This is a genomic window from Burkholderia pulmonis, assembly GCF_984667975.1.
Genome location: NZ_OZ480187.1, coordinates 2263251 through 2289585, shown reverse-complemented (window position 1 = coordinate 2289585; position 26335 = coordinate 2263251). Strand labels below are relative to the sequence as shown.

The following is a 26335-nucleotide window of genomic DNA, read 5'->3' as shown; positions in this document are numbered from 1 at the left end:
CGTATAGTGGCTCGCATCTCAAAATCAATTGCCGCGAAGCAGGGGGACAGCCACGATGAAGTCCGATGATGTGATCGTCAGCTTTCGCGGCGTGCGGAAGACCTACGATGGCGAAACGCTCGTCGTCAAATCGCTCGACCTCGACATCCACCGGGGGGAATTCCTGACGCTGCTCGGGCCATCCGGCTCGGGCAAGACCACCTGCCTGATGATGCTCGCCGGCTTCGAATTCCCGACCGGCGGCGAGATCCGCCTCGACGGCGAGCTGCTGAACCACGTGCCGCCGCACAAGCGCAACATCGGCATGGTGTTCCAGAACTACGCGCTGTTCCCGCACCTGACGGTCGAGCAGAACGTCGCGTATCCGCTGACCGTACGCAAGCTGCCGGCCGCCGAGCGCGCGGAACGCGTCGCGCACGCGCTGAAGATGGTGCAGATGGAGCGCTTCGCGAAACGCTATCCGGCGCAGCTGTCGGGTGGCCAGCAGCAGCGCATCGCGCTGGCGCGCGCGCTCGTGTTCGAGCCGAAGCTCGTGCTGATGGACGAACCGCTCGGCGCACTCGACAAGCAGTTGCGCGAACACATGCAGTACGAACTGAAGGCGTTGCACGAAAAGCTCGGCGTGACCTTCGTGTACGTGACGCACGACCAGGGCGAGGCGCTGACGATGTCCGATCGCGTCGCCGTGTTCGACAAGGGCATCGTGCAGCAGCTCGACACCGTCGACCGCCTGTACGAATCGCCGTGCAACGAATTCGTCGCGAACTTCATCGGCGACAGCAACCGGCTGCGCGGCACCATTGCGCGCGTCGACGGCGAGTTCTGCGAGTTTCGCCTCGACGACGGCACGAAACTCGTCGGCCGCCATATCGGCGAAGCCGCCGAGGGCGCGTCGGCGGTTGGGTGCATCCGCCCCGAGCGCATGAGCCTCGCCGCCGGCGGCCACGCGAACGGCGCGGCCGCGAACCGCCTGAGCGGCGAAGCGCGCAGCCTCATCTATTTCGGCGATCACGTACGCATGCGCTGCGCGCTGCCCGGCCAGGACGAATGCTTCGTGAAGGTGCCGCTCGGCACCGGCGCGCTCGACGCGTTCTCGCCCGGCGCAGCGGTCTCGCTCGCGTTTTCGCCCGACCACCTGCGCGTGTTCGCGTGACCCCGGTTTCCCCGCTATTCCGCAGCACGTCGTCAACAACAACTGCCCACTTCCACCACGAGAGGAGAGGAACCACCATGAACCGAGCAAGCTTTACCGCGCGTCGCACCGCGCTGGCCCTGGCGCTCGCCGTCGTCGGCGCATCGGCATCGGCTGCCGAACTCACGGTCGTCAACTTCGGCGGCGCGAACGGCGACGCGCAGAAGGTCGCGTTCAACCAGCCGTTCGAGAAGGCGACCGGCAACAAGGTCACCGCCGTCGAGTACAACGGCGAGCAGGCGAAGGTGAAGGCGATGGTCGAGGCGAAGCACGTCAACTGGGACGTGGTCGAAGTCGAATCGGGCGACCTGAACCGCGGCTGCGACGAAGGGCTGTACGAGAAGCTCGACTGGTCGAAGATCGCGAAGAAGTCCGACCTGATTCCGGAATCGCCGCAGGTGTGCGGCGTGGGCTTCTTCGTGTGGTCGACCGCGCTGTCGTACAACGCGGACAAGCTGAAGTCGGCGCCGACCGGCTGGGCCGATTTCTGGAACGTGAAGAAATTTCCCGGCAAGCGCGGGATGCGCAAGGGCGCGCGCTACAACCTCGAGTTCGCGCTGATGGCCGACGGCGTCGCGCCGAAGGACGTCTACAAGGTGCTCGGCACGAAGGCCGGCCAGGATCGCGCATTCAAGAAGCTCGACGAACTGAAGCCGAACATCCAGTGGTGGGAAGCGGGTGCGCAGCCGCCGCAGTTCCTGGTCGCGGGCGACGTCGTGATGTCGACCGCGTACAACGGCCGCATCGATGCCGCGCAGAAGGAAGGCAAGAACCTGAAGGTCGTGTGGAACGGCAGCATCTATGACCTCGACTACTGGGCGATTCCGAAGGGCTCGCCGAACAAGGCGCTGGCCGAGCAGTACATCGCGTACTCGCTGACGCCGAAGCCGCAGCAGGCGTATGCGCAGCACATCGCGTACGGCCCGTCGAACATCGCCGCGATCAAGTCGCTCGATGCGAAGACGCTCGCGAACCTGCCGAACTCGCCGGCCAACGGCAAGAACGCGGTGCTGGAGGACATCGGTTTCTGGACCGATCACAGCGACGAGCTCGAGCAGCGCTTCACCGCGTGGGCAACGAAGTAACCGGTCAGGCGTCCTGATGGGTGCCCTGATGCAACCGGCCGCGCGGCGCGTCGATCGCGTCGCGCGGCATGCCGCCGGAACGTGCCCGGCCGGAGAGAACCGTTGGAAACGATGACGATCGCGCCTCCCTCGCAGTCGACCGCCGCGCTCAAGCGCGAGCTGAAGGCCGCCGAAGCCCGCAAGCGCACGACGGCGCTGCTGCTGGTCGCACCGCTCGCGATTTTCCTGCTGCTGATCTTCGTCGTGCCGATCGGCACGCTGCTCACGCGTGCGGTGCAGAACCCGGAGATCGCGACCGCGTTGCCGAACACGATCGCCGCGCTGTCGGGCTGGGACCGCAAGGCGCCGCCGGCCGACGCTGCGTACGTCGCGCTCGCGGCCGACATGACGAAGGTGGCCGACAGCGAGGCGATGGGCGCGCTCGCGCGGCGGCTGAACACCGAGATTCCCGGCTATCGCTCGCTCGTCGCGAAGACGGCGCGTGCGATGCCGCTGAAGGGCGACAACGACGTGGCGCTGACACCCGCGCAGACGCGTGCGAAATTCGTCGACCTCGACGCGCGCTGGGGCGATGTCGCGTACTGGCAGTCGATCGCGAAGAACGCGAGCCAGGTGTCGCCGTTCTACCTGCTCGCCGCGCTCGACCACCGGCAGGACGGCTTCGGCCAGATCGTGCAGGCCGATCCCGACCAGTCGATCTACCTCGCGATCTTCGGGCGCACGTTCGTCATCGGCATCGCCGTCACGCTCTTTGCGCTGCTGCTCGGCTATCCGCTCGCGTACTGGATCTCGACGCTGTCGGAGCGGCGCGCGAACCTCGTGATGATCCTCGTGCTGATTCCGTTCTGGACGTCGGTGCTCGTGCGCGTCGCCGCTTGGATCGTGCTGCTGCAGAACGAAGGGCTCATCAACAAGGCGCTGATCGGCAGCGGGCTGATTTCGCATCCGCTGGCGCTGCTGTTCAACCGGGTCGGCGTGTACATCTCGATGACGCACATCCTGCTGCCGTTCATGATCCTGCCGCTCTACAGCGTGATGAAGTCGATCCCGCCGACCTACCAGCGCGCGGCCGTGTCGCTCGGCAGTCATCCGTTCGCCGCGTTCTGGCGCGTGTACGTGCCGCAGACCTATCCGGGCGTCGGCGCGGGCGCGTTGCTCGTGTTCATCCTCGCGATCGGCTACTACATCACGCCCGCGCTGCTCGGCGGACCGGACGACCAGATGGTCAGCTACTACGTCGCGTACTTCACGAACGTGACGATCAACTGGGGCATGGCGTGTGCGCTCGGCGGGCTGCTGCTCGCGGCGACGCTCGTGCTGTACGCGGTGTACGGGCGCTTCACGCGCACGAACGTGAGCCTCGGCTGAGCGCCCGGACAGACACACGCAACGAAACGGGAAGGGGATTCCGATCATGAAACTCGCCAGGCCGCTGTTCGCGCCGCACATGTCGTTCGTCGAGCGCGCGTGGTACGTCGCGCTGCGCGTGCTCGTCGTGCTGACGCTGCTGTACCTGATCCTGCCGGTGCTCGCGATCGTGCCGCTGTCGTTCTCGTCGAGCACGTTCCTCGTCTATCCGATCCCCGGTTTCTCGACACGCTGGTACGAGAACCTGATCGCATCGGACGAGTGGCGGATGGCCGCGAAGAACAGCTTCATCGTCGCGCCGTCGGCGACCATCGTCGCGACCGTGCTCGGCACGCTCGCGGCCATCGGCCTCACGAAGGCCGACTTCCGCGGCAAGGGGCTGTTGATGGCCGTGCTGCTGTCGCCGATGATCGTGCCCGTCGTCGTGGTCGGCGTCGGCATGTACCTGTTCTTCGCGCCGCTCGGGCTCGCGAATACCTATACGGGGCTGATCGCCGCGCACGCGGCGCTCGGCGTGCCGTTCGTCGTGACGACGGTTGCCGCGACGCTGCAGGGCTTCAACCAGAACCTCGTGCGCGCGAGCCTGTCGCTCGGCGCGAACCCCGTGTCGACGTTTTTTCGCGTGACGCTGCCGGTGATCGCGCCGGGCGTGATGTCGGGCGCGCTGTTCGCGTTCGCGACGTCGTTCGACGAAGTGGTCGTCACGTTGTTCCTCGCGGGTGCGGACCAGACCACGTTGCCGCGCCAGATGTTCACGGGCATTCGCGAAAACATCAGCCCGACGATCGCTGCGCTCGCCACGATCCTGATCATCTTCTCGACGAGCCTGCTGCTGGCGCTCGAATGGCTGCGCGGGCGCAATGCGCGGCGCGCGGTGAGCTGACACACCGCGCACCGCGGTTTCTTTCATTTCGCTGACTGGCGAGGCAGTTGCCTGCAGGTTCGATGCGGCTCTGCAACAATACGGGGCGCGGCGGCGCGCGTTCCGGGCGGTCCGGCCGGAACGCCGCCGCGAGTCCAATTCGCGACGCAGTGCAACGCGTCGCTCGTCAGCCGAGCCTCATCTTGTCCGAATTCGCTTCCCCCGCCGGCGCGCACGAGCCGGCCGTGAACTGGCGCGCGATGTCCGCCGTGCTGCTGGCCGTCGCGCTCGCGACGCTCGACACCGCGATCGCGAATACCGCGCTGCCCGCGATCGCCGCCGACCTGCATGCGTCGCCGGCCGCGTCCGTGTGGATCATCAACGCGTACCAGCTCGCGATGGTGGCGACGCTGCTGCCGTTCGCATCGCTCGGCGACATCGTCGGCCACAAGCGCGTGTATATCGCCGGGCTCGCGGTGTTCACGCTGGCGTCGCTCGGCTGTTCGCTCGCGTCGACGCTGCCGATGCTGACGGCCGCGCGGATCGTGCAGGGCTTCGGGGCGAGCGCGATCATGAGCGTCAACGTCGCGCTGATCCGCGGCCTGTTTCCCGCGCACCGGCTCGGGCGCGGCGTCGGCTTCAACGCGCTCGTCGTCGGTGTGTCGTTCGCGGTCGGGCCGACGATCGCGTCGCTGATCCTGTCGGTTGCCGCGTGGCCGTGGCTGTTCGCGGTGAACGTGCCGCTCGGCGTGTTCGCGCTTGCCGTGGCGATTCCGTCGCTGCCGCAGACGGCGCGCGGCAAGCATGCGTTCGATCCGGTTGCCGCGCTGTTCAACGTGATCACGTTCGCGTCGCTGATCTTCGCACTCGGCGAATTCGCGCAGCGCGGGCCGCTTGCCGTCGTGTTCGCGGCGGCCGCGGTGGCATTCGCGTTCGGCTGGCTGTTGATCCGCCGCCAGGCCGGGCACCCGGCGCCGATGCTGCCGGTCGACCTGTTTCGCCGGCCCGTGTTCACGCTGTCCGCGCTGACCGCCGTGTGCGCGTTCGCCGCGCAAGGGCTCGCGTTCGTGTCGCTGCCGTTCTATTTCGAAACCGTCCTGCATCGCAGCGCGGTCGAGACGGGGTTCCTGATGACGCCGTGGTCGGCGATCGTCGCGTTCGCCGCGCCGATCGCGGGACGGCTGTCGGATCGTTACCCGCCGGGCCTGCTCGGTGCAATCGGGCTCGCGTTGCTGAGCGCGGGCATGGTGTCGCTTGCCGCGCTGCCGGTGTCGCCGGGTGTCGTCGACATCGGCTGGCGGATGATGTTGTGCGGCGCGGGCTTCGGCTTCTTCCAGTCGCCGAACCTGAAGGCGCTGATGTCGAGTGCGCCGCCCGAGCGCAGCGGCGGCGCGAGCGGGATCATCGCGACCGCGCGGTTGATCGGGCAGGCGACGGGAGCGGCGCTCGTCGCGTTGTCGTTCGGGATCGCGGGGCGTCACGGGCCGACGCTCGCGTTGATGCTCGGTGCGGGGTTCGCCGGGGCGGCGAGCGTCGCGAGCGGGCTGCGGCTCTTTGCGCCGTCGCATCGGAACGGCGTGCCGGCCGCGTCCCAGCGCGTGAAGGAGCGGGCGACGGAGTAGCGCACGGGACGGTTGTTGCGAACCGGCGCGCGGCACACTCCGCCGCACGCCGGCCTTCACGCTTCGCTCAGAACCCGCCCGACTTGATCAGCTGGTTGAGGTTCGAGATGTTGAGGCTGCCGAAGCCGGTCGTGTAATCCCAGCCGGTGCCCGCGGTATAGCCATACCCCTGATAGCCGTTGTTCCCCGATACGACGTCATAACGCACGAGCGACGGGTTCGACGGAATGTCCGCATAGAAGTTGCCGGCCGGGAAACCGAGGCCCGTGCCGTTCGCCGCGAGCAGACGCGCCCAGAAGCCCGTGAAGATCGGTGCGGCGAGACTCGTGCCGCCGATCTGCTGCAACTGGCCGTAGTTGTAGATGTACGCGCCCGTGCTTTGCGCGGCGTCGAACGCGACGTCCGGCAACTGGCGATTGCTGCCCGACTGCCACGACGGTGCGGGCAGGATCGTGCTGACGCCGCCGCCCGTTGACCACAGCTTGCCGTTGGAATCGAGCCCTTCGTTCCACACCGTCTCGTTCGAGAACGCGCCCGCCGACGTCGTGTAGAGCGTCGTGCCGCCGATCGCGAGCACGTGCGGCGACGAGGCCGGCCACGACACCGTGTAGTTCGCGCCGTCCGGATAGCCGCGGTTGTTGCACTCGTACACGCCTTCGTCGCCCGACGACACCGAGAACGTCTGGCCCTGGGCGGCGGCCGTCGTGAAGATCTGTTCCTCGGCGTTGATCGTACCGTCCGCGTTCGCGTCGGTTTCGCACCAGCCGAGCGACACGTTGATCACCTTCGCGGTGTTGTCCGACACCGCGCGGTTGAACGCCTGCGTGAGACCCGTGTTGCCGGCGGCGTTGAGATCCGCCATGTAGAACACGAGCTTGCCGACCTGGCCGCCGGCCGAGCCGACGATCGACTGGCTGTCGAGATCCCATTCACCCTGGCCGTCCTGGTCGTCGGTGTAGCTGCCGCCCGAGCCGTTGGTCTGGATCGTTTGCGTCGAGACCGTGCCGTAGCCGTTGCTCGACGTGAACTGCTTCAGGTCCTGCAGCGTCTGCGACACGCCGCCGATCGTGATGATGCCGACGGTCACGCCGGCCGCGGTCGGCACGCCGGTCGCGTTGTAGAGGCCCGGGAATTCCTTCGGATAGTGGCCCGTCGCCGTGCCTGCCGCGAGCGCCTGCGGCTTGGCCACGTTGCCGATGCGCAGCATCGGCCGCGCATGCGCGACGCTCTGCAGCCCGAGCACCGAGCCGACGACGTCGCCGAGGGCGCGCGGCACCTGCGCGGTCGACGTGTTGGCAAAGCCCGAGCGGCCCGCGTACTGGAAGTGCACGAGCGACGTGTTGAAGGCCGCCTTCACCGTGCCGGCCGTGCCGCTGGCAGATACCAGCAGCCGGTTCGGCGCGACCTCGACGTTCGTGAAACCGCTCTTGTGCAGATAGTCGACGACCGACTTCACCTGCGCTTCGGTCGGTGCGTAGTTGGCGAGGAACTGCGCGTGCGTCAGGTACTTGCGGTAATGCGCGCTGCCGGGCCGGTTCACGTCGCGCGCCAGTTGCTTGAGCTGCGCGGCGTTGCGCAGGTTCAGGCTGACGACGACGTTGGTCGTTTCACCGGCTGCCAGTTCGAGCGACGGCGCCGCGCTGCGCGCCATCAACTGCGGGCCGGTCAGAAAGGCCTTCGTATGAGTATCGACCCAATCCGTCGCCGCATGCGCCGCGACAGCGGCGAACACGAGCGGCGCCACGCACGCGAGGCGGCGGGGCGACGGAAGGGGAAGGGCAAACCAGGCGTTCCTTTTCATCGGGAGTCCTTTTTTAGGAGAGGCGACGTTACTGGAACCCCCGGCCCTTGTGGGGCCGCGAGCGGTGACGAGCGTAGGGCGTCGGTGCCGTTCGGGTAGCTGCCATTTTCCATAGCTGGTAGTTCTAACAACGGCGCGCATGCACGCGCCCGTCGCGTCGTGTGTGCACGCGACGGCCGGCCCGGCGAACGGAACCGGTTCGCGGCACGGGGGCATGACGCGGCTCGACGTTTGCACGCACGAGTCATTCGTCACGGCATCGGAACGTGCGCGATCACGGAGCGGACAGGCGCGTAAATGCATGACGTTTGCGTGTCCATTGCCACTCGCCGAGTCGCACTATGTGGTCAAGCGAAAGCACCCCGTCAGGAACGGATTCGCGCATGCACAAAAACGGGGCCGGCTACACGCATACGTTTCCCGAACTGTGGAACAGCGTGACGGGCAGTCTTGCAGGTGCCTTTCGGATCGCGTGCCGCAAATGCGAATTAGAGGAAACACTCGAATCCGGCGACGGACGCGAGCCGGCGCGACGTACCCGCCGGCCGTTCGGGATCGAACGGCGCCGTCCGTGAAATTCCGCCTTGACGCGTGCCGACGAGCGGATATCCTTCAATCCATAACCATCGAGTTATGGATTTTGAACGACATGCAGAACGCTCACGACATGCTTTTCAGGACGCTTGCCGATCCGACGCGCCGCGCGCTTTTCGAGCGGTTGTGCGAGGAGGGCGAGCTGACGGTCGCCGCGCTGACGGCCCATGCGGGCGTCTCGCAGCCGGCCGTGTCGAAGCACCTTGGCGTACTGAAACAGGCCGGACTCGTGAATGACCGTCACGAAGGCCGGCAGACGCACTACAGCGCACAGCCGCAGGCGCTGGCCCCGCTGATCGACTGGACGAGCCAGATGGCAGGCTTCTGGCAGAGCCGGTTCGATGCCCTCGAAGATCTGCTCAAAAGGATGGATCAGTAATGAACCAAGCCACTACCGAAACACGCTCCGTCGTCGTCGACCGGGAGCTGCCCCATCCGCCGGAGAAGATCTGGCGCGCGCTCACGCAACCGCACCTGATCGAGGCGTGGCTGATGAAGAGCGACTTCGAACCGGTCGCGGGCCGTGCATTCAGCTTCCGCGCGGACTGGGGCTCGGTCGACTGCACGGTGCTGACGATCGAGCCGCCGCACACGCTGTCCTATACATGGGCCGCGTACGGTCTCGAAAGCGTCGTCACGTGGACGCTCGTGCCGACGCCGGCGGGCACGCACCTGCGCATGGAGCAGGTCGGTTTCCGCGCGGATCAGGAGCAGGCGTACCGCGGCGCGCAGCACGGCTGGGTGCGGTTCCTCGAGTCGCTCGAACAGGTGCTCGCGCGCCCGGATGAAGGCACGGAGGCCCGCGCATGAGTGCAACGGACCTCACACCGTCGGCGCGCATCGATGCGCTGATTGCAGGCATCGCCGACTGGCGCGGCAAGACATTCGCCGACCTGCGCCAGACGATCCTCGCCGCGCAAGCGGGCATCGTCGAGGAATGGAAATGGATGGGCAGTCCCGTCTGGTCGTGCGACGGGATGATCGCGGTCGCGAACGCGCACAAGGGCAAGGTGAAAGTGACCTTCATGCACGGCGCGCAGCTCCCCGATCCCGACAAGCTGTTCAACGATGGCCTCGACGGCAATGCGCGGCGCGCGATCGATCTGTTCGAAGGCGACCGGATCGACAAGCGTGCGCTGAAGAACCTCGTGCGCGCGGCGATCGAATACAACCGCACGCATCTGAAGAAGAACGCGCGGGGCGCGGCGGCGAAGGCGCGCGGCGACAAGGCGGCGTAGGGCGGCGCAGCGCGCAGGCAAAAAAAAGCCCGACACGAGGTCGGGCATCCAAATCGGCCGCAACCGCCGCGAGGCGGCTGCGGCACCTGCAAAAGCAGGTGCGCTTACGCTGCGAGCAGCGAGCGCAGCACGAACGGCAGGATACCGCCGTGCTTGTAGTAGTCGACTTCGATCGGCGTATCGATGCGCAGCAGCACCGGCACGCGCTGCGTGTCGCCGTTCTTGCGGTTGATCACCAGCGTGACGTCCTGCTGCGGCTTGAAGTCGTCACCGAGGCCTTCGATGTCGTACGTCTCTTCGCCGGTGATGCCGAGCGACTGGATGCTGTCCGAGCCCTTGAACTGCAGCGGCAGCACGCCCATGCCGACGAGGTTCGAGCGGTGGATCCGCTCGAAGCTGCGTGCGATCACGGCCTTCACGCCGAGCAGTTGCGTGCCCTTGGCGGCCCAGTCGCGCGACGAGCCCGTGCCGTACTCTTCGCCCGCGAACACGACGGTCGGCGTGTCGGCCGACACGTACTGCATCGCCGCGTCGTAGATCGACTGCTGTTCGCCGCTCGGCTGGTGGATCGTCAGGCCGCCTTCGACGCGCGTGCCGTCGGCCTTCGCCGGGATCATCAGGTTCTTGATCCGGACGTTCGCGAACGTGCCGCGCATCATCACGTCGTGGTTGCCGCGACGCGAGCCGTAGCTGTTGAAATCGGCCTTCTGCACGCCGTTTTCCTTCAGCCACTTGCCTGCCGGCGAATCTTCCTTGATCGAGCCTGCCGGGCTGATGTGGTCGGTCGTGACCGAGTCGCCGAAGATGCCCAGTGCGCGCGCGCCCTTGACCGTCGGGATCGACGCAGCCGGCTCCATCGAGAAGTCGTTGCCGAAGAACGGCGGCTCGGCGATGTACGTCGACTTCGGCCAGTCGTAGACCTGGCCCGATTCACCCTCGATCTTGCTCCAGAGGTCGCCCTTCTTGGTCAGCTTCGAGTAGTTGTCCTCGAACTTCTTGGGATCGAGCGCGAACTTGAGCAGCGCGTGGATTTCTTCGCTCGTCGGCCAGATGTCGCCGAGGTAGATGTCGCGGCCGCCCTTGCCCTTGCCGACCGGCTCGGTCATCAGGTCGCGCGTGATGTTGCCGGCGATCGCGTACGCGACGACGAGCGGCGGCGACGCGAGGAAGTTCGCGCGGATGTTCGGGTGGATGCGCGCTTCGAAGTTGCGGTTGCCGGACAGCACGGCTGCCGCGACGATGTCGTTCTTCGTGATCGCTTCGTTCAGTTCCGGCGTCAGGTCGCCCGCGTTGCCGATACAGGTCGTGCAGCCGTACGCCGCGAGTTCGAAGCCGAGCTTCGACAGGTAGGGCAGCAGGCCCGTCTTCGTCAGGTACTCGGTGACGATGCGTGATCCCGGCGCGAGCGAGGTCTTGATCTTCGCGTCGACCGTGAGGCCGGCCTCGACCGCCTTCTTCGCGAGCAGGCCGGCAGCGAGCAGCACGCTCGGGTTCGACGTGTTCGTGCACGACGTGATCGCGGCGATCAGCACGTCGCCGTTCTTCACGTCGACGCCGTTGCTCGTCGTGTATTGCGTGCCCAGGTCGTCCGCCTTCTTCGCGAAGCCGTTTTCCGCGACCGGCTTCGAGAACAGGTCGGTGAACGTCGACTTGACGTGGCCGATCTCGATACGGTCCTGCGGGCGCTTCGGGCCGGCCAGCGACGGCGCGACCGTTGCGAGGTCGAGCGTCACAGTCTTCGTGTAGTCGATGTCGCCGGCCTTCGGGATGCCGAACAGCTTCTGCGCCTTGAAGTAGTTTTCGAACGCGGCGATCTCGGCCTTCGTGCGGCCCGTGCCTTCGAAGTAGTCGATCGTCTTTTCGTCGACCGGGAAGAAGCCCATCGTCGCGCCGTATTCCGGCGCCATGTTGCCGATCGTCGCGCGGTCCGGCAGCGACAGCGACTTCGTGCCTTCGCCGAAGAACTCGACGAACTTGCCGACGACCTTCTCCTTGCGCAGCATTTCGGTGATCGTCAGCACCAGGTCGGTGGCCGTCACGCCTTCGCGCAGCTTGCCCTTCAGCTCGACGCCGACGACGTCCGGCGTCAGGAAGTACACCGGCTGGCCGAGCATGCCGGCTTCCGCCTCGATGCCGCCCACGCCCCAGCCGACCACGCCGATGCCGTTGATCATCGTCGTGTGGCTGTCCGTGCCGACGAGGGTGTCCGGGTAGTACACGGTGTCGCCGCCGTCCGCTTTCTTGTGGACGCCGCGCGCGAGGTATTCGAGGTTCACCTGGTGGACGATGCCGACGCCCGGCGGCACGACCTTGAACGTATCGAAGGCCTGCATGCCCCACTTCATGAACTGGTAGCGCTCGTTGTTGCGCTGGAATTCCAGCTTCATGTTCAGGTCGAGCGCATCCTTCTGGCGGAAGTAGTCGATCTGCACCGAGTGATCGACGACGAGATCGACCGGGACCAGCGGCTCGATCTTCTTCGGGTTCTTGCCCGTGCGCTCGGCGACGCCGCGCATGGCCGCGATGTCGGCGAGCAGCGGCACGCCCGTGAAATCCTGCAGCACGACGCGCGACACCACGAACGGAATCTCGTCGACGCGCTTCGCGGTCGGCTTCCAGTTCGCGAGCTGCTCGATGTGCTCTTCGGTGATCTTCTTGCCGTCGTAGTTACGCAGCACGGCCTCGAGCACGATACGGATCGACACCGGCAGGCGTTCGATCTTCGTCTTCAGCTCCTTGCCGAGTTGCGGCAGCGAGTAGAACTTGCCTTTGCCGGAACCGCTGTCGAATTCCTTGAGGGTCTTGTGGAGATTGTGGGCCATGGTGATTTTCCTGGGTTTAAGGCTAGGAAACAACGTGTCCTGTAGATGACGGCTATATCACATACAGATCGACGTACTCATCGACCGGCATCGCTTCGAGCTTTACCTGGTCCAGCGACACGTCGAGAATCGCTTGTTGCTGCTTTGCCGGGAAGCGGCGGGCGAGGTTGGTCCTGAACTTCTCGACCAGCAGCGGGATGCCGTCCGTGCGGCGCCGCCGATGGCCGAGCGGGTATTCGACCGCCACTTCGGCAAGCGTCGATCCGTCGGCGAACTCGATCGTCAGCGCATTCGCGATCGATCGCTTGTCCGGATCGTGATAATCCTTCGTGAACTGCGGATCCTCGACGCAGACGGTCTTCGCGCGCAGCGCGTCGATGCGCGGGTCCGCTGCGGCCGAATCCTCGTAGTCGGCCGCGGTCAGCCGGCCGAACAGCAGCGGCACGGCGACCATGTACTGGATGCAGTGGTCGCGGTCGGCCGGATTGGCGAGCGGGCCCTGCTTGTCGATGATGCGGATCGCGGCCGCGTGCGTGCGGATCGTGATCTTGCTGATGTCGTCGGTCGTGCGGCCCGCCGCGGCGAGTTGCGCGTGCAGCTGCAGCGCGGCCTCGGCGGCCGTCTGCGCATGGAATTCGGCGGGGAACGCGATCTTGAACAGCACGTTTTCCATCACGTACGTGCCGTACGGGCGCTGGAAGCGGAACGGCCTGCCGCCGAACAGCACGTCGTAGAAGCCCCAGGTCTTTGCGGTGAGCGCCGACGGGTAGCCCATTTCACCCGTTTTCGCGATCAGCGCGAGGCGCACCGCGCGGGAGGTGGCGTCGCCGGCCGCCCACGACTTGCGCGAACCGGTGTTAGGCGCGTGGCGGTAGGTGCGCAGCGCCTGGCCGTCGACGAACGCGTTGGACACCGCGTTGATCAGCTCGTCGCGCGTAAGCCCGAGCAGCCGGCCGACGACGGCGGTCGACGCGACCTTCACGAGCAGTACGTGGTCGAGCCCGACCGCGTTGAACGAATTCTCGAGTGCGAGGCAGCCCTGGATTTCGTGGGCCTGGATCATCGCGACCAGCACGTCGCGCATCGGGAGCGGCTTCCGGCCGGCCGCGACGGCCGTGCGGGAGAGCCAGTCGGCCGTCGCCAGGATTCCGCCGAGATTGTCGGACGGATGGCCCCATTCGGCGGCGAGCCAGGTGTCGTTGAAGTCCAGCCAGCGGATCATCGTGCCGATGCCGAACGCGGCCTGGACGGGATCGAGCTGGAAGGACGTGCCCGGCACCTTCGCGCCGTTCGGCACGATCGTGCCGGGCACGACGGGGCCGAGCAGCTTGGTGCAGGCAGGGTAGGACAGCGCCTCGAGTCCGCATCCGAGCGTGTCGATCAGGCAATGACGCGCCGTCTCCAGCGCGAGCGCGCTGTCGATCCCGGTGTTCAGCACGTAGTCGACGATATCGACGAGTACCGTATCCGGGGCAGGGCGGACGTTGGAGACCGGGGCGGACATCGAGGGGCCGGGGGGAACGCGCTTAGTTCGTTGCCGGCTTCAGCTCGTTCGACTGCGTCGGCGCTGCGGCGCCTTGCGCCATTTCCGGCGTCACGCATTCGTCCGCGAGACGCTCGCCGCCGTTTGCGTCGGTGAACAGCATCGCCTTGGTCGGGATCACGATCAGCTTGAAGCCTGCTGCCGGATCGTAGAACGTGTCGGCGCCCGTCGTCGTGGCCTGACGCGGGAGCTTGTAGTTCTTCTTCGCCCAGTGAACCGTGACGACCTGGTCGCGCTTCATGTCGCCGGCGAGGTCGAACGACAGACCGTCCTTGCACGCCCACTTGACCGCGCCGTCCGGTACCGGATCGACCTTGGCAGCGGCACGGGCCTGTGCCTTCTTGCTGCGCGGGATGATGCGCTTGGCCGGCGCCGGGCGCTTGGCCGTTGCCTTCTTCGCGGTCGTCGTGGTCGTACCCTGGGCAAACGCGCTCGGAGCCGACACCAGCATCGTGGCGGACAAGGCGCCGATGGCGGTAGCGATCAGGAGTTTCTTCATGGAGTCAGAACCTTTCGATAATCAGTTGACAAGGGCCGGCAATCGAAACCGCCGACCGGTTTGAAACTGCACGCGCCCCGAAAGCGCGCAGCGGCCGCTATTTTCACCTATTTGGCCGCGCATACATCAGGTTTTCGGGCTCCGTTACGTTTTTTGTCGTTTCGCAAACCTCTGTCCGGTTTGCGTATCGGCGAATGCATGAAACTCGTGTATCGGCCGGCGGCGCGCTCAACGCGCGTCGCCCGCGGCGGCCGGGCCGAACAGCGGCGCGGCCTCGGCCGGTACGGGCTGGCCGGTGGCGCGCGCGCGGCGCAGCACCGACCAGTAATAACGATAACTGGCGCGATCGTGCAGCGTATCACCGTGGCGTGTCGGGCCCCAGTCGGCGGCCTGCGCGGCCAGCAGGATCTCGGCGGCCAGCGCGACTTCGTCGGTGCGCGGCGCGAAGGCGTCGACGATCGGGCGGATCTGCGCGGGATGGATGCTCCACATCCGCGTGAACGCGAATTCGTCGCGCGCGCGCCGTGCATCGCCGGCGACGACGCTCATGTCGCGCACTTCGGTGGTCACGTTGTGCGACGGCGTCTTGCCGTGCGCGTGGCAGGCCGCAGCGATTTCCAGCTTCGCGCGGCGCACGAGCGGGTGGTCGAACTGGCCGGGCGAGCGCATCGCGGAATCGGGGATCGCGCCATGGTGCGCGGAGACGAAATCCATCAGCCCGAAGCTCAGCGTGCCGACCGTCGGCAGCGCGGCGAGGGCGGCCGCCTGCGCGAGCGCGCCGTGCGTCTCGACCAGCACGTCGACGGGAATCGGTTGCGCGATGCCGAGCTCGCGGCGCGTGCCTTCGATGAACGCGGTCATTTCGGCCGCGTCGGCGGCGCTCGCGATCTTCGGGAGCGTGATGTAGGCGGGCACGCGCGCGGCGCGCAGCACGATGCGTACGTCGTCGCGCCAGTGCGGATGGGAAAAGTCGTGGATGCGTACGCCGACGCGGCCGAAGCGGTTCTCGGCGCTGCCGAGCAGATCGGCGACGAGCGCCGCGTGCGCGGCTTCCTGGCCGACGGCCGCGCCGTCCTCGCAGTCGAGCGTGAGATCGAATACGGGGCCCAGTTCGGCCTGCAGCGCGAGCGACTTGCGCATCAGCTTTTCGCTGCCCGCGTAGTGATCGCAGCAGGGCAGGATCGCGGGCGGGGACGCCCCGTCGTACAGCACTTGTGCAGGAGTGAGCGCGGCCATCTCTTCTACGTCAGGGAAGCGGGTCAACGTGGAGAAAATCGGATTCGGGCAGGTTCTGGGCCGGTGCGCGGCGGGCGCGGGGCGGCAAAACGTGCGCGGATCGGATCGGTCGGCAGGGCCGGCGGCATGCGCCGGCCCGGGCCGAAACCGGGCTGCCCGAGGGCGGCCCGGCAAACGCGCGTGATGCTTAGTTCTTCAGCAGGTGAGCGACGCCGTCGCGCTCTTCGAGCAGCTCGTTGAGCGTGCCGTCCATCTTCTCGCGCGAGAACGCGTCGATTTCCAGGCCTTCGATGCGCTTGTACTCGCCGTTTTCGCACACGACCGGCACGCCGTAGATGATGTCTTCGGGGATGCCGTACGAGCCGTCCGACGGGATGCCCATCGTGACCCACTTGCCGTTCGTGCCGAGCACCCAGTCACGGACGTGGTCGATTGCCGCGTTGGCTGCCGACGCTGCCGACGACAGGCCGCGCGCTTCGATGATCGCCGCGCCGCGCTTGCCGACGGTCGGGATGAACGTGTCGCGGTTCCACACGTCGTCGTTGATCAGCTTCAGCAGCGATTCGCCTTCGGCGGTCGCGAAGCGGAAGTCCGGGTACATCGTCGGCGAGTGGTTGCCCCACACGGCGAGCTTCTCGATCGACGCGACCGGCTTGCCCGACTTGGCGGCGAGTTGCGACAGCGCGCGGTTGTGGTCGAGGCGCAGCATGGCCGTGAAGTTCTTCTTCGGCAGATCCGGCGCCGACTTCATCGCGATGTACGCGTTCGTGTTCGCCGGGTTGCCGACGACCAGCACCTTCACGTCGCGGCTGGCGACTTCGTTCAGCGCAGCGCCCTGAACCGTGAAGATTTCCGCGTTTGCCGACAGCAGGTCCTTGCGCTCCATGCCCTTCGAGCGCGGACGTGCACCGACCAGCAGCGCGACGTCTGCATCCTTGAATGCAACCTTCGGATCGTCGGTGATCACGACGCCCGCGAGCAGCGGGAACGCGCAATCGTCGAGTTCCATCACGACGCCTTTGACGGCGGCTTGGGCTTGCGGGAGGTCGAGCAGTTGCAGGATGACCGGCTGATCCTTGCCGAGCAGGTCGCCGTTCGCGATGCGGAACAGCAGGGAGTAAGCGATTTGACCTGCGGCGCCGGTGACGGCAACGCGCTTTGCGGGCTTAGCCATTGAAAATCTCCAGGACGGGTGAAGCGTTGGACGCTAGCGAAAACGCCATTCTATGCGCGTTGTGCGTAGCGTTGCATTGAAGCAGGGCGGAGGACTCGCGATGGCAGACGCGGTGAACCTGGAGACGGCCGTGGCACGTAGCCGGGGACGCGCTGTTGCACCCGCGAACCCTTGCTCGACCGGGAGTGTAGGAGCCGTCACGCGCAAAGTCAAACGGTATCATATGTCTTATATAAGACAGATGTTTTGCGGAAATTGAGTGGACGAAAAAGTGCGGATTGTGATGAAATGCGCGCCATGACATCGAACCAGGCGAATACCGCGAATCAGACCGGCGCAGGCGGCCCAGGGCAGCCGGGCGCGGGTGATCCCGCAGCTTCGCCTGCGGCCTCTCCGTCGCCGACGTTCAGCCCGTTATACCAGCAGATTAAGTCATTGATCACGCAAAGTCTCGAAACCGGTGAATGGAAGCCGGGCGAGATCATTCCGAGCGAAGTGGAGCTCGCGGCCCGCTACAAGGTCAGCCAGGGCACCGTTCGCAAGGCGATCGACGAGCTGGCCGCCGAAAACCTCGTGGTCCGGCGGCAGGGCAAGGGCACTTTTGTTGCAACGCACAATGAAGATCGCGCGCAATTCCGCTTTCTGCGCCTGCTGGCCGACGACGGGGCCGAACACCCGCACGTGAGCCGGCTGCTCGAATGCCGGCGCCTGCGCGCGCCGGCCGAGATCGCGCGGCAGCTCGACCTGAAACCGGCCGATCCGGTCGTGCAGGTGCGCCGGCTGCTGGAATTCGAGAACGAAGTGACGGTGCTGGACGAGATCTGGCTGCCGGGCGCGATGTTCCGCGGGCTCACCTTCGAGCGGCTGAGCGACTACAAGGGGCCGCTCTACGCGATGTTCGAGACGGAGTTCGGCACGCGGATGATCCGCGCGACGGAAAAGATCCGCGCGGTCGCGGCAGATCCGGCGGTGGCCGACCTGCTGCACGTGCCGGCGGGTTTCCCTTTGCTGTCGGTCGAGCGCGTGTCCTATACATACGGGGACCGGCCGGTGGAAGTGCGTCGCGGCTGGTATGTCACAACCGGGTACTACTATCAGAATGACTTGAGCTGACGAGGTTCGGCTCAGGCCGAGTGTTTCGCGATTCCCACGCTCGCGAAGCACGTTTCGGGCCGCCTTTGTTCTTGTTCGCGCAACTATCCAGAGCAGACTTTCGCTGCAGCGCGATATAAAAAGGCGCTAAAATCGCGGATTAGTGTGACAACATAGTAGGGGTCTAGCATGACTGACGCAGTAAGAAAGCCGAGGCCGGAATACCGGAACATCGGATTCGGCGATATCACGATGAAATATCGCATGCCGCTGGCGGCGATATTGTCGATTCTCCATCGAGTCAGCGGCGCGCTGCTGTTCCTGTTCCTGCCGTTCCTGCTGTTCCTCTTCGACCAGAGCCTCACGTCTGAGCTCAGCTTCGAAGTCTTCAAGGCTTTCCTCTCCAACATCGTCGTCAAGCTGATCGTCCTCGCGTTGTCCTGGGCTTTCTTCCACCATTTCTGCGCCGGCATTCGCCACCTGCTGATGGACGTCAACCACGACGCCGTCACGAAGGAAGGCGGCAAGCGGACGGCAGTCGTCGTCTTTGTCGTCTCGATCGCACTGACGATCGCCATGGCACTCAAACTGTTCGGAGCATTCTAAGAAAATGGCAGCCAACAACCGAATCGGCTCGAAGCGCCTCGTCGTCGGCGCACACTACGGCCTGCGCGACTGGCTTGCGCAGCGCATCACCGCCACGATCATGGCGGTCTACACGGTCATTCTGCTCGTCCTGTTCTTCGGCGCGCACGATTTTTCGTACGAAGGCTGGGCTTCGATCTTCGCCGCACAATGGATGAAGCTCGCGACCTTCGTGATGCTGCTTTCCCTCTTCTACCACGCATGGGTCGGCGTGCGCGACATCTGGATGGACTACGTGAAGCCCGTCGGTGTGCGCCTGCTGCTGCAATCGCTGACCATCGTCTGGCTGCTCGCATGTGCGGGCTACGCCGCGCAGATTCTCTGGAGAGTGTAAAGAATGGCTGCAATCAAAACTAACCTCCCGCGCCGCAAGTTCGACGTGGTGATCGTCGGCGCGGGCGGCTCCGGCTTGCGCGCAGCGCTGCAACTGTCGCGCGCGGGCCTGTCGGTCGGCGTGCTGTCGAAGGTGTTCCCGACCCGTTCGCACACGGTGGCCGCGCAGGGCGGTATCGGTGCGTCGCTCGGCAACATGAGCGAAGACAACTGGCACTTCCACTTCTACGACACGATCAAGGGCTCCGACTGGCTCGGCGACCAGGACGCGATCGAATTCATGTGCCGTGAAGCGCCGAACGTCGTGTACGAGCTCGAGCACTTCGGCATGCCGTTCGACCGTAATGCCGACGGCACGATCTACCAGCGCCCGTTCGGCGGCCACACCGCGAACTACGGCGAGAAGCCGGTCCAGCGCGCTTGCGCGGCCGCCGACCGTACCGGTCACGCGCTGCTGCACACGCTGTACCAGCAGAACGTCGAAGCGAAGACGCAGTTCTTCGTCGAATGGATGGCGCTCGACCTGATCCGAGACGCGGACGGCGACGTGCTCGGCGTGACGGCCCTCGAGATGGAGACGGGCGACGTCTACATCATGGAAGGCAAGACGACGCTGTTCGCGACGGGCGGCGCAGGCCGGATCTTCGCGGCATCGACCAACGCGTTCATCAACACCGGCGACGGCCTCGGCATGGCTGCCCGCTCGGGCATCGCGCTGCAGGACATGGAGTTCTGGCAGTTCCACCCGACCGGCGTGGCCGGCGCGGGCGTGCTGATCACCGAAGGCGTGCGCGGCGAAGGCGGTATCCTGCGCAACGCGAACGGCGAGCGTTTCATGGAGCGCTACGCGCCGACGCTGAAGGATCTGGCACCGCGTGACTTCGTGTCGCGTTCGATGGACCAGGAAATCAAGGAAGGTCGCGGCGTCGGTCCGAACAAGGATCACGTGCTGCTCGACCTGTCGCACATCGGCGCCGAGACGATCATGAAGCGTCTGCCGTCGATCCGCGAAATCGCGCTGAAGTTCGCGAACGTCGACGCGATCAAGGAACCGATCCCGGTCGTCCCGACGATCCACTACCAGATGGGCGGCATCCCGACCAACATCCACGGTCAGGTCGTCGGCACGTCGCGCGATCACAAGGAACCGGTCAACGGTTTCTACGCAGTGGGCGAATGCTCGTGCGTGTCCGTGCACGGCGCGAACCGCCTCGGCACGAACTCGCTGCTGGACCTCGTGGTGTTCGGCCGTGCGGCCGGCAACCACATCGTCGAGCACGTGAAGAACCAGCGCGACCACAAGCCGCTGCCGGCCGACGCAGGCGAGTTCTCGCTGGCGCGCCTGGCGAAGCTCGAGAAGTCGACGTCGGGCGAGTACACGCAGGACGTCGCGAACGACATCCGCGCGACGATGCAGAAGCACGCAGGCGTGTTCCGCACGTCGGAACTGCTGAAGGAAGGCGTCGACCAGATGGCCGGCCTGGCAGCGCGTGTGGAAAACATCCACCTGAAGGACAAGTCGAAAGTGTTCAACACCGCGCGCGTCGAAGCGCTCGAGCTGGAGAACCTGATCGAAGTGGCCCGCGCCACGATGGTGTCGGCGGAAGCGCGCAAGGAAAGCCGTGGCGCGCACGCACACAGCGACTACGAACATCGCGACGACGAGAACTGGCTGCGCCACACGCTGTGGTACAGCGAAGGCGATCGCCTCGACTACAAGCCGGTTCAAATGAAGCCGCTGACGGTCGAATCCGTGCCGCCGAAGCCGCGCACGTTCTAAGCCGAGTCAAAGGAATCCGAAATGGCAAAACGCATTTTTGAAGTCTACCGCTACGATCCGGACAAGGACGCAGCGCCGCGCATGCAGACGTACGAGCTCGACATCCAGCATGAGCGCATGCTGCTCGACGCACTGGTGAAGCTGAAGGCACTGGACGAGACGCTGTCGTTCCGCCGTTCGTGCCGCGAAGGCGTGTGCGGTTCGGACGCGATGAACATCAACGGCAAGAACGGTCTCGCGTGCCTGACGAACCTGAACGACCTGCCGCAGAAGATCGTGCTGCGTCCGCTGCCGGGCCTGCCCGTCGTGCGCGACCTGATCGTCGACATGACGCACTTCTTCAACCAGTACCACTCGATCAAGCCGTACCTGATCAACGACGCGCCGCCGCCGGAGAAGGAACGCCTCCAGTCGCCGGAAGAACGCGACGAGCTCGACGGCGTGTACGAGTGCATTCTGTGCGCGAGCTGCTCGACGTCGTGCCCGAGCTTCTGGTGGAACCCGGACAAGTTCGTCGGCCCGGCCGGCCTGCTGCAGGCTTACCGCTTCATCGCGGACAGCCGCGACACGGCCACCGGCGAGCGTCTCGACAACCTGGAAGACCCGTACCGTCTGTTCCGTTGCCACACGATCATGAACTGCGTCGACGTCTGCCCGAAGGGCCTGAACCCGACGAAGGCGATCGGCAAGATCAAGGAACTGATGGTCCGCCGCGCTGTTTAAGGTCGAGATGAGCGATTCGCATCAATCCGACCCGCACCGTCGCGCGCGCCTCCGCTGGCGCGCGCGGCGGGGTCTGCTGGAAAACGACATCATCTTCGAGCGTTTCTTCAGCAGATACGAGCATGACCTCACCGATGCAGACGTAGGCGCGTTGTCGCGCCTGCTCGATCTGAGCGACAACGACCTGATGGACTTGCTCCTCGCGCGCAAGGAACCAGAAGGCGACCTAGACAGCCCGGACATTCACCGGCTGTTGGAGATGCTGCGCAACGTGTAACGCGTTACGCCCGTTATCGAATCCCGTTTCTTTATTTCGATTGAGGATGTGCCATGACTCCGTCTGATGTTAAAGCCACGCTATCGTTCAGCGACAATTCGCCTAGCGTCGAACTGCCGATCTACAAGGGCACGTTGGGCCCGGACGTAATCGACATCCGCAAGCTGTACGGCCAGACCGGCAAGTTCACGTACGACCCGGGCTTCATGTCGACGGCAGCTTGTAATTCGGCGATCACGTACATCGACGGCGACAAGGGCGAGCTGCTGTACCGCGGCTACCCGATCGACAACCTCGCGCAAAACGCGGACTTCCTCGAAAGCTGCTACCTGCTGCTGAAGGGCGAGCTGCCGAACGCCGCGCAGAAGAAGGAATTCGTCGACACCGTCACGAAGCACACGATGGTGCACGAGCAGATGCACTTCTTCTTCCGTGGCTTCCGCCGCGACGCGCACCCGATGGCGGTGCTGGTCGCCGCAGTCGGCGCGCTGTCCGCGTTCTATCACGACTCGCTCGACATCAACGACCCGCGTCACCGCGAAGTGTCGGCGATCCGCATGATCGCGAAGCTGCCGACGCTCGTCGCGATGGCGTACAAGTTCAGCATCGGCCAGCCGTTCGTCTATCCGAAGAACGAACTGTCGTACAGCGCGAACTTCATGCACATGATGTTCTCGAACCCGTGCGAAGAGTACAAGGTCAACGACGTGCTCGTCCGCGCGCTCGACCGTATCCTGATCCTGCACGCTGACCACGAGCAGAACGCTTCGACGTCGACGGTCCGCCTCGCGGGTTCGTCGGGTGCGAACCCGTTCGCCTGTATCGCAGCCGGTATCGCATGTCTGTGGGGCCCGGCGCACGGTGGTGCGAACGAAGCCGCGCTGAACATGCTCGAGCAGATCGGTTCGCCGGACAACATCCCCGAATTCATCAAGCAGGTGAAGGACAAGAATTCGGGCGTGAAGCTGATGGGCTTCGGTCACCGCGTGTACAAGAACTACGATCCGCGTGCGAAGTTGATGCGCGAAACGTGCTACGAAGTGCTGAACGAACTGGGCCTGCACGACGACCCGCTGTTCAAGCTCGCGATGCAGCTCGAGAAGATCGCGCTGGAAGACGAATACTTCGTGTCGCGCAAGCTGTACCCGAACGTCGACTTCTACTCGGGCATCGTCCAGCGCGCGCTGGGCATCCCGACGTCGATGTTCACGTGTATCTTCGCGATGGCACGTACGGTCGGCTGGATCGCACAGTGGAACGAAATGATTGCCGATCCGGAACAGAAGATCGGCCGTCCGCGTCAGCTGTTCATCGGCGATACGCCGCGCGAAGCGAAGCCGATCAGCGCACGTTAAGCCGTGTGTGGCGCGAACGGCCGGCAGGCCGCTCGCGTCGGGCAATCGCCGCGCCATGACACCCCGACGGGTCCGCCCGTCGGGGTGTTTTCATTTGTGCGCCCGGGGTTTGCCCGATCCGGCGCGGCGTTCCAGCGACGGCGGCCGCGTATCGAGCGCGGGCGCTTCGTCGTCGGGCGCGTGGCCGTGCTGCTTGAAGAACTGCCGGTACGCGCCCGGCGTCGTGCCGCGCGCGGCGAGGAACTGGCGGTTGAAGTTCGCGGCATTCGGAATGCCGCAGCGTGCGGCCACCGTCGCGATCGGCCAGTCGGTGCCGACCAGATGGCGGCACGCGTGCGCGAGCCGCAGCCGCTGCACGTAGCGGCCGACGCTTTCGCCGAGATGCCGGACGAACAGGCGTTGCAGCGTACGTTCGGACATGTGCGCGGCAGCCGCGAGGGCGTCGATGCGCAGCGGTTCGTGGAAATGCAGGTCGATCGCGTCGAGCACGCGGTCGAGGCGTTCGGTGTCGGGCACGGCCGTGTCGGCCGGCGAGGCCGAGCCGTCGGGCCTGTCGTATGCATGCGCGGTGGCGAGCGGTTCGCCACCGGCTTCCGCGAGATCGGCAAGCGTATCGAGCGTGGCCGCGAGCCGCACGCGCGGCGAAGGATCGAGCAATTGCGGCAGCCGTGCGCGCATCGCGCGGGCCGTCTCCACGCCGAAGTGCAGGCCCGGCGCCGCGCGTCGCAGCAGCGAGCGCAGCGGCGCGTATTCGGGACAGCAGTCGGCCAGCCGCCGCACCCAGTCGCCGTCGAACCAGACGACGAGCGCGACTTCGGGCGCGTCGCGATCGATGCGCGCGTTCGACGACCACGTATGAGGCACGTTGGGCGGCACGAGTACGAGATCGTCGTCCGCGTAGCGCGCGACGTGATCGCCGATGAAACGCTGGCCGCGGCTGTTGAGCGTCAGCGTCAGTTCGTGCTCGGGATGGCGGTGCCATTCGAACGGGATGCGCGCGAGCTGGCGGTGGTAGACGCGGATCGAACAGCCGGGCGCGAACGTCACATGCTCGTAGTGCGGTTTCATCGCGGGCTCCGGAGGGGCGGCAGCGTGTCGTGGCATGATCGTGAACGCGATCGTGACCACGGAGCGATGCCATGTTTTCACATGTTTGCGTAGGCGTTGGCGATACGACACGCGCCTACGATTTCTACGCGCCGCTGTTCGCGGAACTCGGGCTGCGCCTGAAATTCCGCGAGCCGGACGGCTGGTCCGGCTGGATGCCGGCCGACGTCGATCGGCCGCTGTTCTTCTTCGGCAAACCGCTCGACGGCCGCGCGCCGGATCCGGGCAATGGCCACACGATTGCGTTCGCTGCGCCGACTCGCGCGCACGTCGATCGCTGCCACGCGCTCGCGCTGCGGCATGGCGGCACCTGCGAAGGGCCGCCCGGCTTGAGGCCCGACTATCACCGCCACTACTACGGCGCCTATTTCCGCGACCCGGACGGCAACAAGCTCTGCGTGGTCTGCCATCGTCCCGAGTGACGCAGGGTTGTCACGATTGTATCGATAGTTGGCCGGATAGAAGTGATCGCGGCCATCTGCCGGCCTTACGCTGACAGCACATCACGACAGGCTTCAGCGAGGAGACCACGATGCAACTGACGATTGACGATCTGCCTGCTGCGATCCGGGCGGCGAAACGGGGGCTGCGTGCCGACCTGCCCGGTTATGCGGCCACGTTCCGCGAACTGGAGGGCGACATCGCGCGGCAGGTCGATGCGATCCGCCGCGCGCAGGCGCATGGCCAGGACGTGATTCCGGTCGTGCCGTTTGCGGCAATCGCGGGCGGGACTGTCGATCCGCACGCGATTGCCGCGATCCGTACGCATGGCGCGGTCGTGATCCGCGGCGTGTTCGATGCGCGGCAGGCACGCGACTGGAACGACGAGATCGGCGCGTATCTGGACGCGAACCGCTTCGCCGACCGGTTGAATGCGCGTGCGGAAGACCGTTATTTCGGCAATCTCGCATCGGGCAAGCCGCAGATCTACGGCGTCTACTGGTCGAAGCCGCAGGTGGCCGCGCGCCAGTCGCCGGCACTCACGCAGGCACGGGTGTTCCTGAACCGTCTGTGGCAGCACGCGGACGAAGCGCGCACACATTTCGATCCCGGCCAGGTGCCCGTGTATGCGGACCGGATTCGCCGGCGGCCGCCCGGTTCGACGTCGCTCGGGCTGTCGCCGCATGTCGACGGCGGTTCCGTCGAACGCTGGCTCGGCCCGAACTTCCGGCAGGTCTATCGCCACGTGCTGGCCGGCCACTGGCGCGACTACGACCCGTTCGACGCGGCGTTCCGTCCCGACGTCGAGGAGATTCCGTCGCCGGCCGTGTGTTCGATGTTCCGCACGTTCCAGGGCTGGACCGCGCTGACGCCGCAGGGGCCGGGCGACGGCACGCTGCAGCTGATCCCGGTTGCGAACGCGATGGCCTACGTCGTGCTGCGCGCGCTGCAGGACGATGTCGCCGACGACGACCTGTGCGGCGCGCGTCCCGGCCGCGCGCTGTCGATCCGGCCCGAATGGCACGCGCTGCTGCTCGACGCGCTGGTGCCGATCCCGCACATGGAGCCGGGCGACGCGGTGTTCTGGCACGGCGACGTCGTGCATGCGGTCGAGGACGCGCATCGCGGCAGCGGCGACAGCAACGTGATGTACATCGCGGCCGCGCCGGGCCGCGCGAAGAACGACGCGTACCTGCAGCGCCAGCGGCACGCGTTCCTGCGCGGCGACAGCCCGCCCGATTTCCCGGCCGACCATTTCGAGGTCGACTTCGACGGGCGCGGCGAGGCCGGCGACCTGACGGCGCTGGGCCGCGCGCAGATGGGGTTCGGGCAGGGCGCGTAACGGCCGCCCCGAGTGCGAAAGCCGCCGTTCGCACGGCGGGGAACGGCCATCTGCCGAATCGGCTGCGTGCCGCGCGCAATTCGACGCAATCGGCTGTCGGCGCAGCCGAAATCGACACGAATTGCGCAATTTGGCTTCCGATAATGGTCCGGACACAACGCCGCCGGCCCGTGCGCCGCACGGGTGCGGCGCAGATCATGGAGG

The 26335-nt window shown here is 65.9% G+C and carries 24 protein-coding genes; 17 read left to right on the top strand and 7 right to left on the bottom strand.

Annotation, left to right across the window (positions count from 1 at the left end; genetic code table 11):
* Positions 1-55 precede the first annotated feature (55 nt).
* The 5 genes from AC5LXK_RS26935 to AC5LXK_RS26915 all read left to right on the top strand — a co-directional run bounded on the left by AC5LXK_RS26935 (position 56) and on the right by AC5LXK_RS26915 (position 6129).
* Positions 56-1153: an ABC transporter ATP-binding protein gene (locus tag AC5LXK_RS26935; RefSeq protein WP_493391706.1), complete on the top strand. Its 1098-nt coding sequence runs from the start codon at positions 56-58 to the stop codon at positions 1151-1153.
* 77 nt (positions 1154-1230) lie between these two features.
* Entirely contained in the window at positions 1231-2277 is a 1047-nt protein-coding gene (locus AC5LXK_RS26930) for an ABC transporter substrate-binding protein (RefSeq protein ID WP_493391705.1), read from the top strand.
* Between the two features lie 111 nt (positions 2278-2388).
* Positions 2389-3645 (top strand): ABC transporter permease, encoded by a 1257-nt coding sequence (locus AC5LXK_RS26925; protein WP_493394066.1) that lies wholly within the window; start codon positions 2389-2391, stop codon positions 3643-3645.
* Positions 3646-3691: 46 nt separating this feature from the next.
* On the top strand, positions 3692-4528 hold the full coding sequence (locus AC5LXK_RS26920) for an ABC transporter permease (protein ID WP_493391704.1): 837 nt from the start codon (positions 3692-3694) through the stop codon (positions 4526-4528).
* 182 nt (positions 4529-4710) lie between these two features.
* The gene (locus tag AC5LXK_RS26915) at positions 4711-6129 is read left to right on the top strand and encodes an MFS transporter (RefSeq protein ID WP_493391703.1); all 1419 of its coding nucleotides are present in this window, start codon (positions 4711-4713) and stop codon (positions 6127-6129) included.
* Positions 6130-6196: 67 nt separating this feature from the next.
* Here the strand turns inward: AC5LXK_RS26915 and AC5LXK_RS26910 are convergent, their stop codons facing one another.
* A complete protein-coding gene (locus AC5LXK_RS26910) occupies positions 6197-7930 on the bottom strand; it encodes a S53 family peptidase (protein WP_493391702.1) in 1734 nt (577 codons plus the stop codon).
* Positions 7931-8579: 649 nt separating this feature from the next.
* Here AC5LXK_RS26910 and AC5LXK_RS26905 point away from each other — a divergent pair.
* From AC5LXK_RS26905 to AC5LXK_RS26895, 3 genes are read left to right on the top strand one after another with little or no spacing between them, the layout of a single operon-like run.
* A complete protein-coding gene (locus AC5LXK_RS26905) occupies positions 8580-8903 on the top strand; it encodes an ArsR/SmtB family transcription factor (protein ID WP_034185784.1) in 324 nt (107 codons plus the stop codon).
* Entirely contained in the window at positions 8903-9334 is a 432-nt protein-coding gene (locus tag AC5LXK_RS26900; protein ID WP_493391701.1) for an SRPBCC family protein, read from the top strand. The genes AC5LXK_RS26905 and AC5LXK_RS26900 overlap by 1 nt, the downstream gene beginning before the upstream one ends.
* The gene (locus AC5LXK_RS26895; protein WP_493391700.1) at positions 9331-9762 is read left to right on the top strand and encodes a DUF1801 domain-containing protein; all 432 of its coding nucleotides are present in this window, start codon (positions 9331-9333) and stop codon (positions 9760-9762) included. The genes AC5LXK_RS26900 and AC5LXK_RS26895 overlap by 4 nt, the downstream gene beginning before the upstream one ends.
* A gap of 104 nt (positions 9763-9866) precedes the next feature.
* Here AC5LXK_RS26895 and acnA read toward each other — a convergent pair whose 3' ends face one another.
* The 5 genes from acnA to AC5LXK_RS26870 all read right to left on the bottom strand — a co-directional run bounded on the left by acnA (position 9867) and on the right by AC5LXK_RS26870 (position 17036).
* Positions 9867-12584, bottom strand: coding sequence for an aconitate hydratase AcnA (gene acnA / locus AC5LXK_RS26890; protein WP_493391699.1), 2718 nt, complete (start codon positions 12582-12584; stop codon positions 9867-9869).
* A gap of 52 nt (positions 12585-12636) precedes the next feature.
* A complete protein-coding gene (locus AC5LXK_RS26885) occupies positions 12637-14088 on the bottom strand; it encodes a bifunctional 2-methylcitrate dehydratase/aconitate hydratase (protein WP_493391698.1) in 1452 nt (483 codons plus the stop codon).
* A 22-nt stretch (positions 14089-14110) separates the two neighbouring features.
* A complete protein-coding gene (locus AC5LXK_RS26880) occupies positions 14111-14626 on the bottom strand; it encodes a hypothetical protein (protein ID WP_493391697.1) in 516 nt (171 codons plus the stop codon).
* A 228-nt stretch (positions 14627-14854) separates the two neighbouring features.
* Entirely contained in the window at positions 14855-15862 is a 1008-nt protein-coding gene (locus AC5LXK_RS26875; protein ID WP_493394065.1) for an HpcH/HpaI aldolase/citrate lyase family protein, read from the bottom strand.
* A gap of 187 nt (positions 15863-16049) precedes the next feature.
* Positions 16050-17036: a malate dehydrogenase gene (locus AC5LXK_RS26870; protein WP_069750242.1), complete on the bottom strand. Its 987-nt coding sequence runs from the start codon at positions 17034-17036 to the stop codon at positions 16050-16052.
* A gap of 288 nt (positions 17037-17324) precedes the next feature.
* Between AC5LXK_RS26870 and AC5LXK_RS26865 the strand changes: the two genes are divergently transcribed.
* The 7 genes from AC5LXK_RS26865 (at position 17325) to gltA (ending at position 23241) form a co-directional block, all read left to right on the top strand.
* Positions 17325-18149, top strand: coding sequence for a GntR family transcriptional regulator (locus AC5LXK_RS26865; RefSeq protein WP_493391696.1), 825 nt, complete (start codon positions 17325-17327; stop codon positions 18147-18149).
* 168 nt (positions 18150-18317) lie between these two features.
* Complete coding sequence (gene sdhC / locus AC5LXK_RS26860; RefSeq protein WP_012493208.1) at positions 18318-18734, top strand: succinate dehydrogenase, cytochrome b556 subunit; 417 nt, start codon at positions 18318-18320, stop codon at positions 18732-18734.
* 4 nt (positions 18735-18738) lie between these two features.
* Complete coding sequence (sdhD, locus tag AC5LXK_RS26855; protein ID WP_011355745.1) at positions 18739-19107, top strand: succinate dehydrogenase, hydrophobic membrane anchor protein; 369 nt, start codon at positions 18739-18741, stop codon at positions 19105-19107.
* 3 nt (positions 19108-19110) lie between these two features.
* Positions 19111-20886, top strand: coding sequence for a succinate dehydrogenase flavoprotein subunit (gene sdhA, locus AC5LXK_RS26850; RefSeq protein WP_493391695.1), 1776 nt, complete (start codon positions 19111-19113; stop codon positions 20884-20886).
* Between the two features lie 21 nt (positions 20887-20907).
* Positions 20908-21609 (top strand): succinate dehydrogenase iron-sulfur subunit, encoded by a 702-nt coding sequence (locus AC5LXK_RS26845; protein ID WP_059237255.1) that lies wholly within the window; start codon positions 20908-20910, stop codon positions 21607-21609.
* A gap of 7 nt (positions 21610-21616) precedes the next feature.
* Positions 21617-21886 (top strand): FAD assembly factor SdhE, encoded by a 270-nt coding sequence (locus tag AC5LXK_RS26840; protein ID WP_039358259.1) that lies wholly within the window; start codon positions 21617-21619, stop codon positions 21884-21886.
* Between the two features lie 53 nt (positions 21887-21939).
* A complete protein-coding gene (gltA, locus tag AC5LXK_RS26835) occupies positions 21940-23241 on the top strand; it encodes a citrate synthase (RefSeq protein ID WP_493384852.1) in 1302 nt (433 codons plus the stop codon).
* A gap of 90 nt (positions 23242-23331) precedes the next feature.
* Here gltA and AC5LXK_RS26830 read toward each other — a convergent pair whose 3' ends face one another.
* Entirely contained in the window at positions 23332-24309 is a 978-nt protein-coding gene (locus AC5LXK_RS26830) for a helix-turn-helix domain-containing protein (protein ID WP_493391694.1), read from the bottom strand.
* 71 nt (positions 24310-24380) lie between these two features.
* Between AC5LXK_RS26830 and AC5LXK_RS26825 the strand changes: the two genes are divergently transcribed.
* Positions 24381-24770, top strand: a complete 390-nt coding sequence (locus AC5LXK_RS26825) for a VOC family protein (protein WP_493391693.1) — start codon at positions 24381-24383, stop codon at positions 24768-24770.
* Between the two features lie 110 nt (positions 24771-24880).
* Complete coding sequence (locus AC5LXK_RS26820) at positions 24881-26131, top strand: DUF1479 domain-containing protein (protein WP_493391692.1); 1251 nt, start codon at positions 24881-24883, stop codon at positions 26129-26131.
* The last annotated feature ends 204 nt before the right edge of the window (positions 26132-26335 follow it).

Excerpts from the sequence above, each read along its gene's own strand:
- AC5LXK_RS26865 (WP_493391696.1), top strand. The coding sequence starts at position 17,325 with ATGCGCGCCATGACATCGAACCAGGCGAATACCGCGAATCAGACCGGC.
- AC5LXK_RS26910 (WP_493391702.1), bottom strand. The coding sequence starts at position 7,930 with ATGAAAAGGAACGCCTGGTTTGCCCTTCCCCTTCCGTCGCCCCGCCGC.
- acnA (WP_493391699.1), bottom strand. The coding sequence starts at position 12,584 with ATGGCCCACAATCTCCACAAGACCCTCAAGGAATTCGACAGCGGTTCC.
- AC5LXK_RS26885 (WP_493391698.1), bottom strand. The coding sequence starts at position 14,088 with ATGTCCGCCCCGGTCTCCAACGTCCGCCCTGCCCCGGATACGGTACTC.
- AC5LXK_RS26820 (WP_493391692.1), top strand. The coding sequence starts at position 24,881 with ATGCAACTGACGATTGACGATCTGCCTGCTGCGATCCGGGCGGCGAAA.
- AC5LXK_RS26925 (WP_493394066.1), top strand. The coding sequence starts at position 2,389 with ATGACGATCGCGCCTCCCTCGCAGTCGACCGCCGCGCTCAAGCGCGAG.
- gltA (WP_493384852.1), top strand. The coding sequence starts at position 21,940 with ATGACTCCGTCTGATGTTAAAGCCACGCTATCGTTCAGCGACAATTCG.
- AC5LXK_RS26845 (WP_059237255.1), top strand. The coding sequence starts at position 20,908 with ATGGCAAAACGCATTTTTGAAGTCTACCGCTACGATCCGGACAAGGAC.
- AC5LXK_RS26905 (WP_034185784.1), top strand. The coding sequence starts at position 8,580 with ATGCAGAACGCTCACGACATGCTTTTCAGGACGCTTGCCGATCCGACG.
- AC5LXK_RS26895 (WP_493391700.1), top strand. The coding sequence starts at position 9,331 with ATGAGTGCAACGGACCTCACACCGTCGGCGCGCATCGATGCGCTGATT.
- AC5LXK_RS26830 (WP_493391694.1), bottom strand. The coding sequence starts at position 24,309 with ATGAAACCGCACTACGAGCATGTGACGTTCGCGCCCGGCTGTTCGATC.
- AC5LXK_RS26880 (WP_493391697.1), bottom strand. The coding sequence starts at position 14,626 with ATGAAGAAACTCCTGATCGCTACCGCCATCGGCGCCTTGTCCGCCACG.
- sdhA (WP_493391695.1), top strand. The coding sequence starts at position 19,111 with ATGGCTGCAATCAAAACTAACCTCCCGCGCCGCAAGTTCGACGTGGTG.
- sdhC (WP_012493208.1), top strand. The coding sequence starts at position 18,318 with ATGACTGACGCAGTAAGAAAGCCGAGGCCGGAATACCGGAACATCGGA.
- AC5LXK_RS26920 (WP_493391704.1), top strand. The coding sequence starts at position 3,692 with ATGAAACTCGCCAGGCCGCTGTTCGCGCCGCACATGTCGTTCGTCGAG.
- AC5LXK_RS26840 (WP_039358259.1), top strand. The coding sequence starts at position 21,617 with ATGAGCGATTCGCATCAATCCGACCCGCACCGTCGCGCGCGCCTCCGC.
- AC5LXK_RS26900 (WP_493391701.1), top strand. The coding sequence starts at position 8,903 with ATGAACCAAGCCACTACCGAAACACGCTCCGTCGTCGTCGACCGGGAG.
- AC5LXK_RS26930 (WP_493391705.1), top strand. The coding sequence starts at position 1,231 with ATGAACCGAGCAAGCTTTACCGCGCGTCGCACCGCGCTGGCCCTGGCG.
- AC5LXK_RS26935 (WP_493391706.1), top strand. The coding sequence starts at position 56 with ATGAAGTCCGATGATGTGATCGTCAGCTTTCGCGGCGTGCGGAAGACC.
- sdhD (WP_011355745.1), top strand. The coding sequence starts at position 18,739 with ATGGCAGCCAACAACCGAATCGGCTCGAAGCGCCTCGTCGTCGGCGCA.
- AC5LXK_RS26875 (WP_493394065.1), bottom strand. The coding sequence starts at position 15,862 with ATGGCCGCGCTCACTCCTGCACAAGTGCTGTACGACGGGGCGTCCCCG.
- AC5LXK_RS26870 (WP_069750242.1), bottom strand. The coding sequence starts at position 17,036 with ATGGCTAAGCCCGCAAAGCGCGTTGCCGTCACCGGCGCCGCAGGTCAA.
- AC5LXK_RS26825 (WP_493391693.1), top strand. The coding sequence starts at position 24,381 with ATGTTTTCACATGTTTGCGTAGGCGTTGGCGATACGACACGCGCCTAC.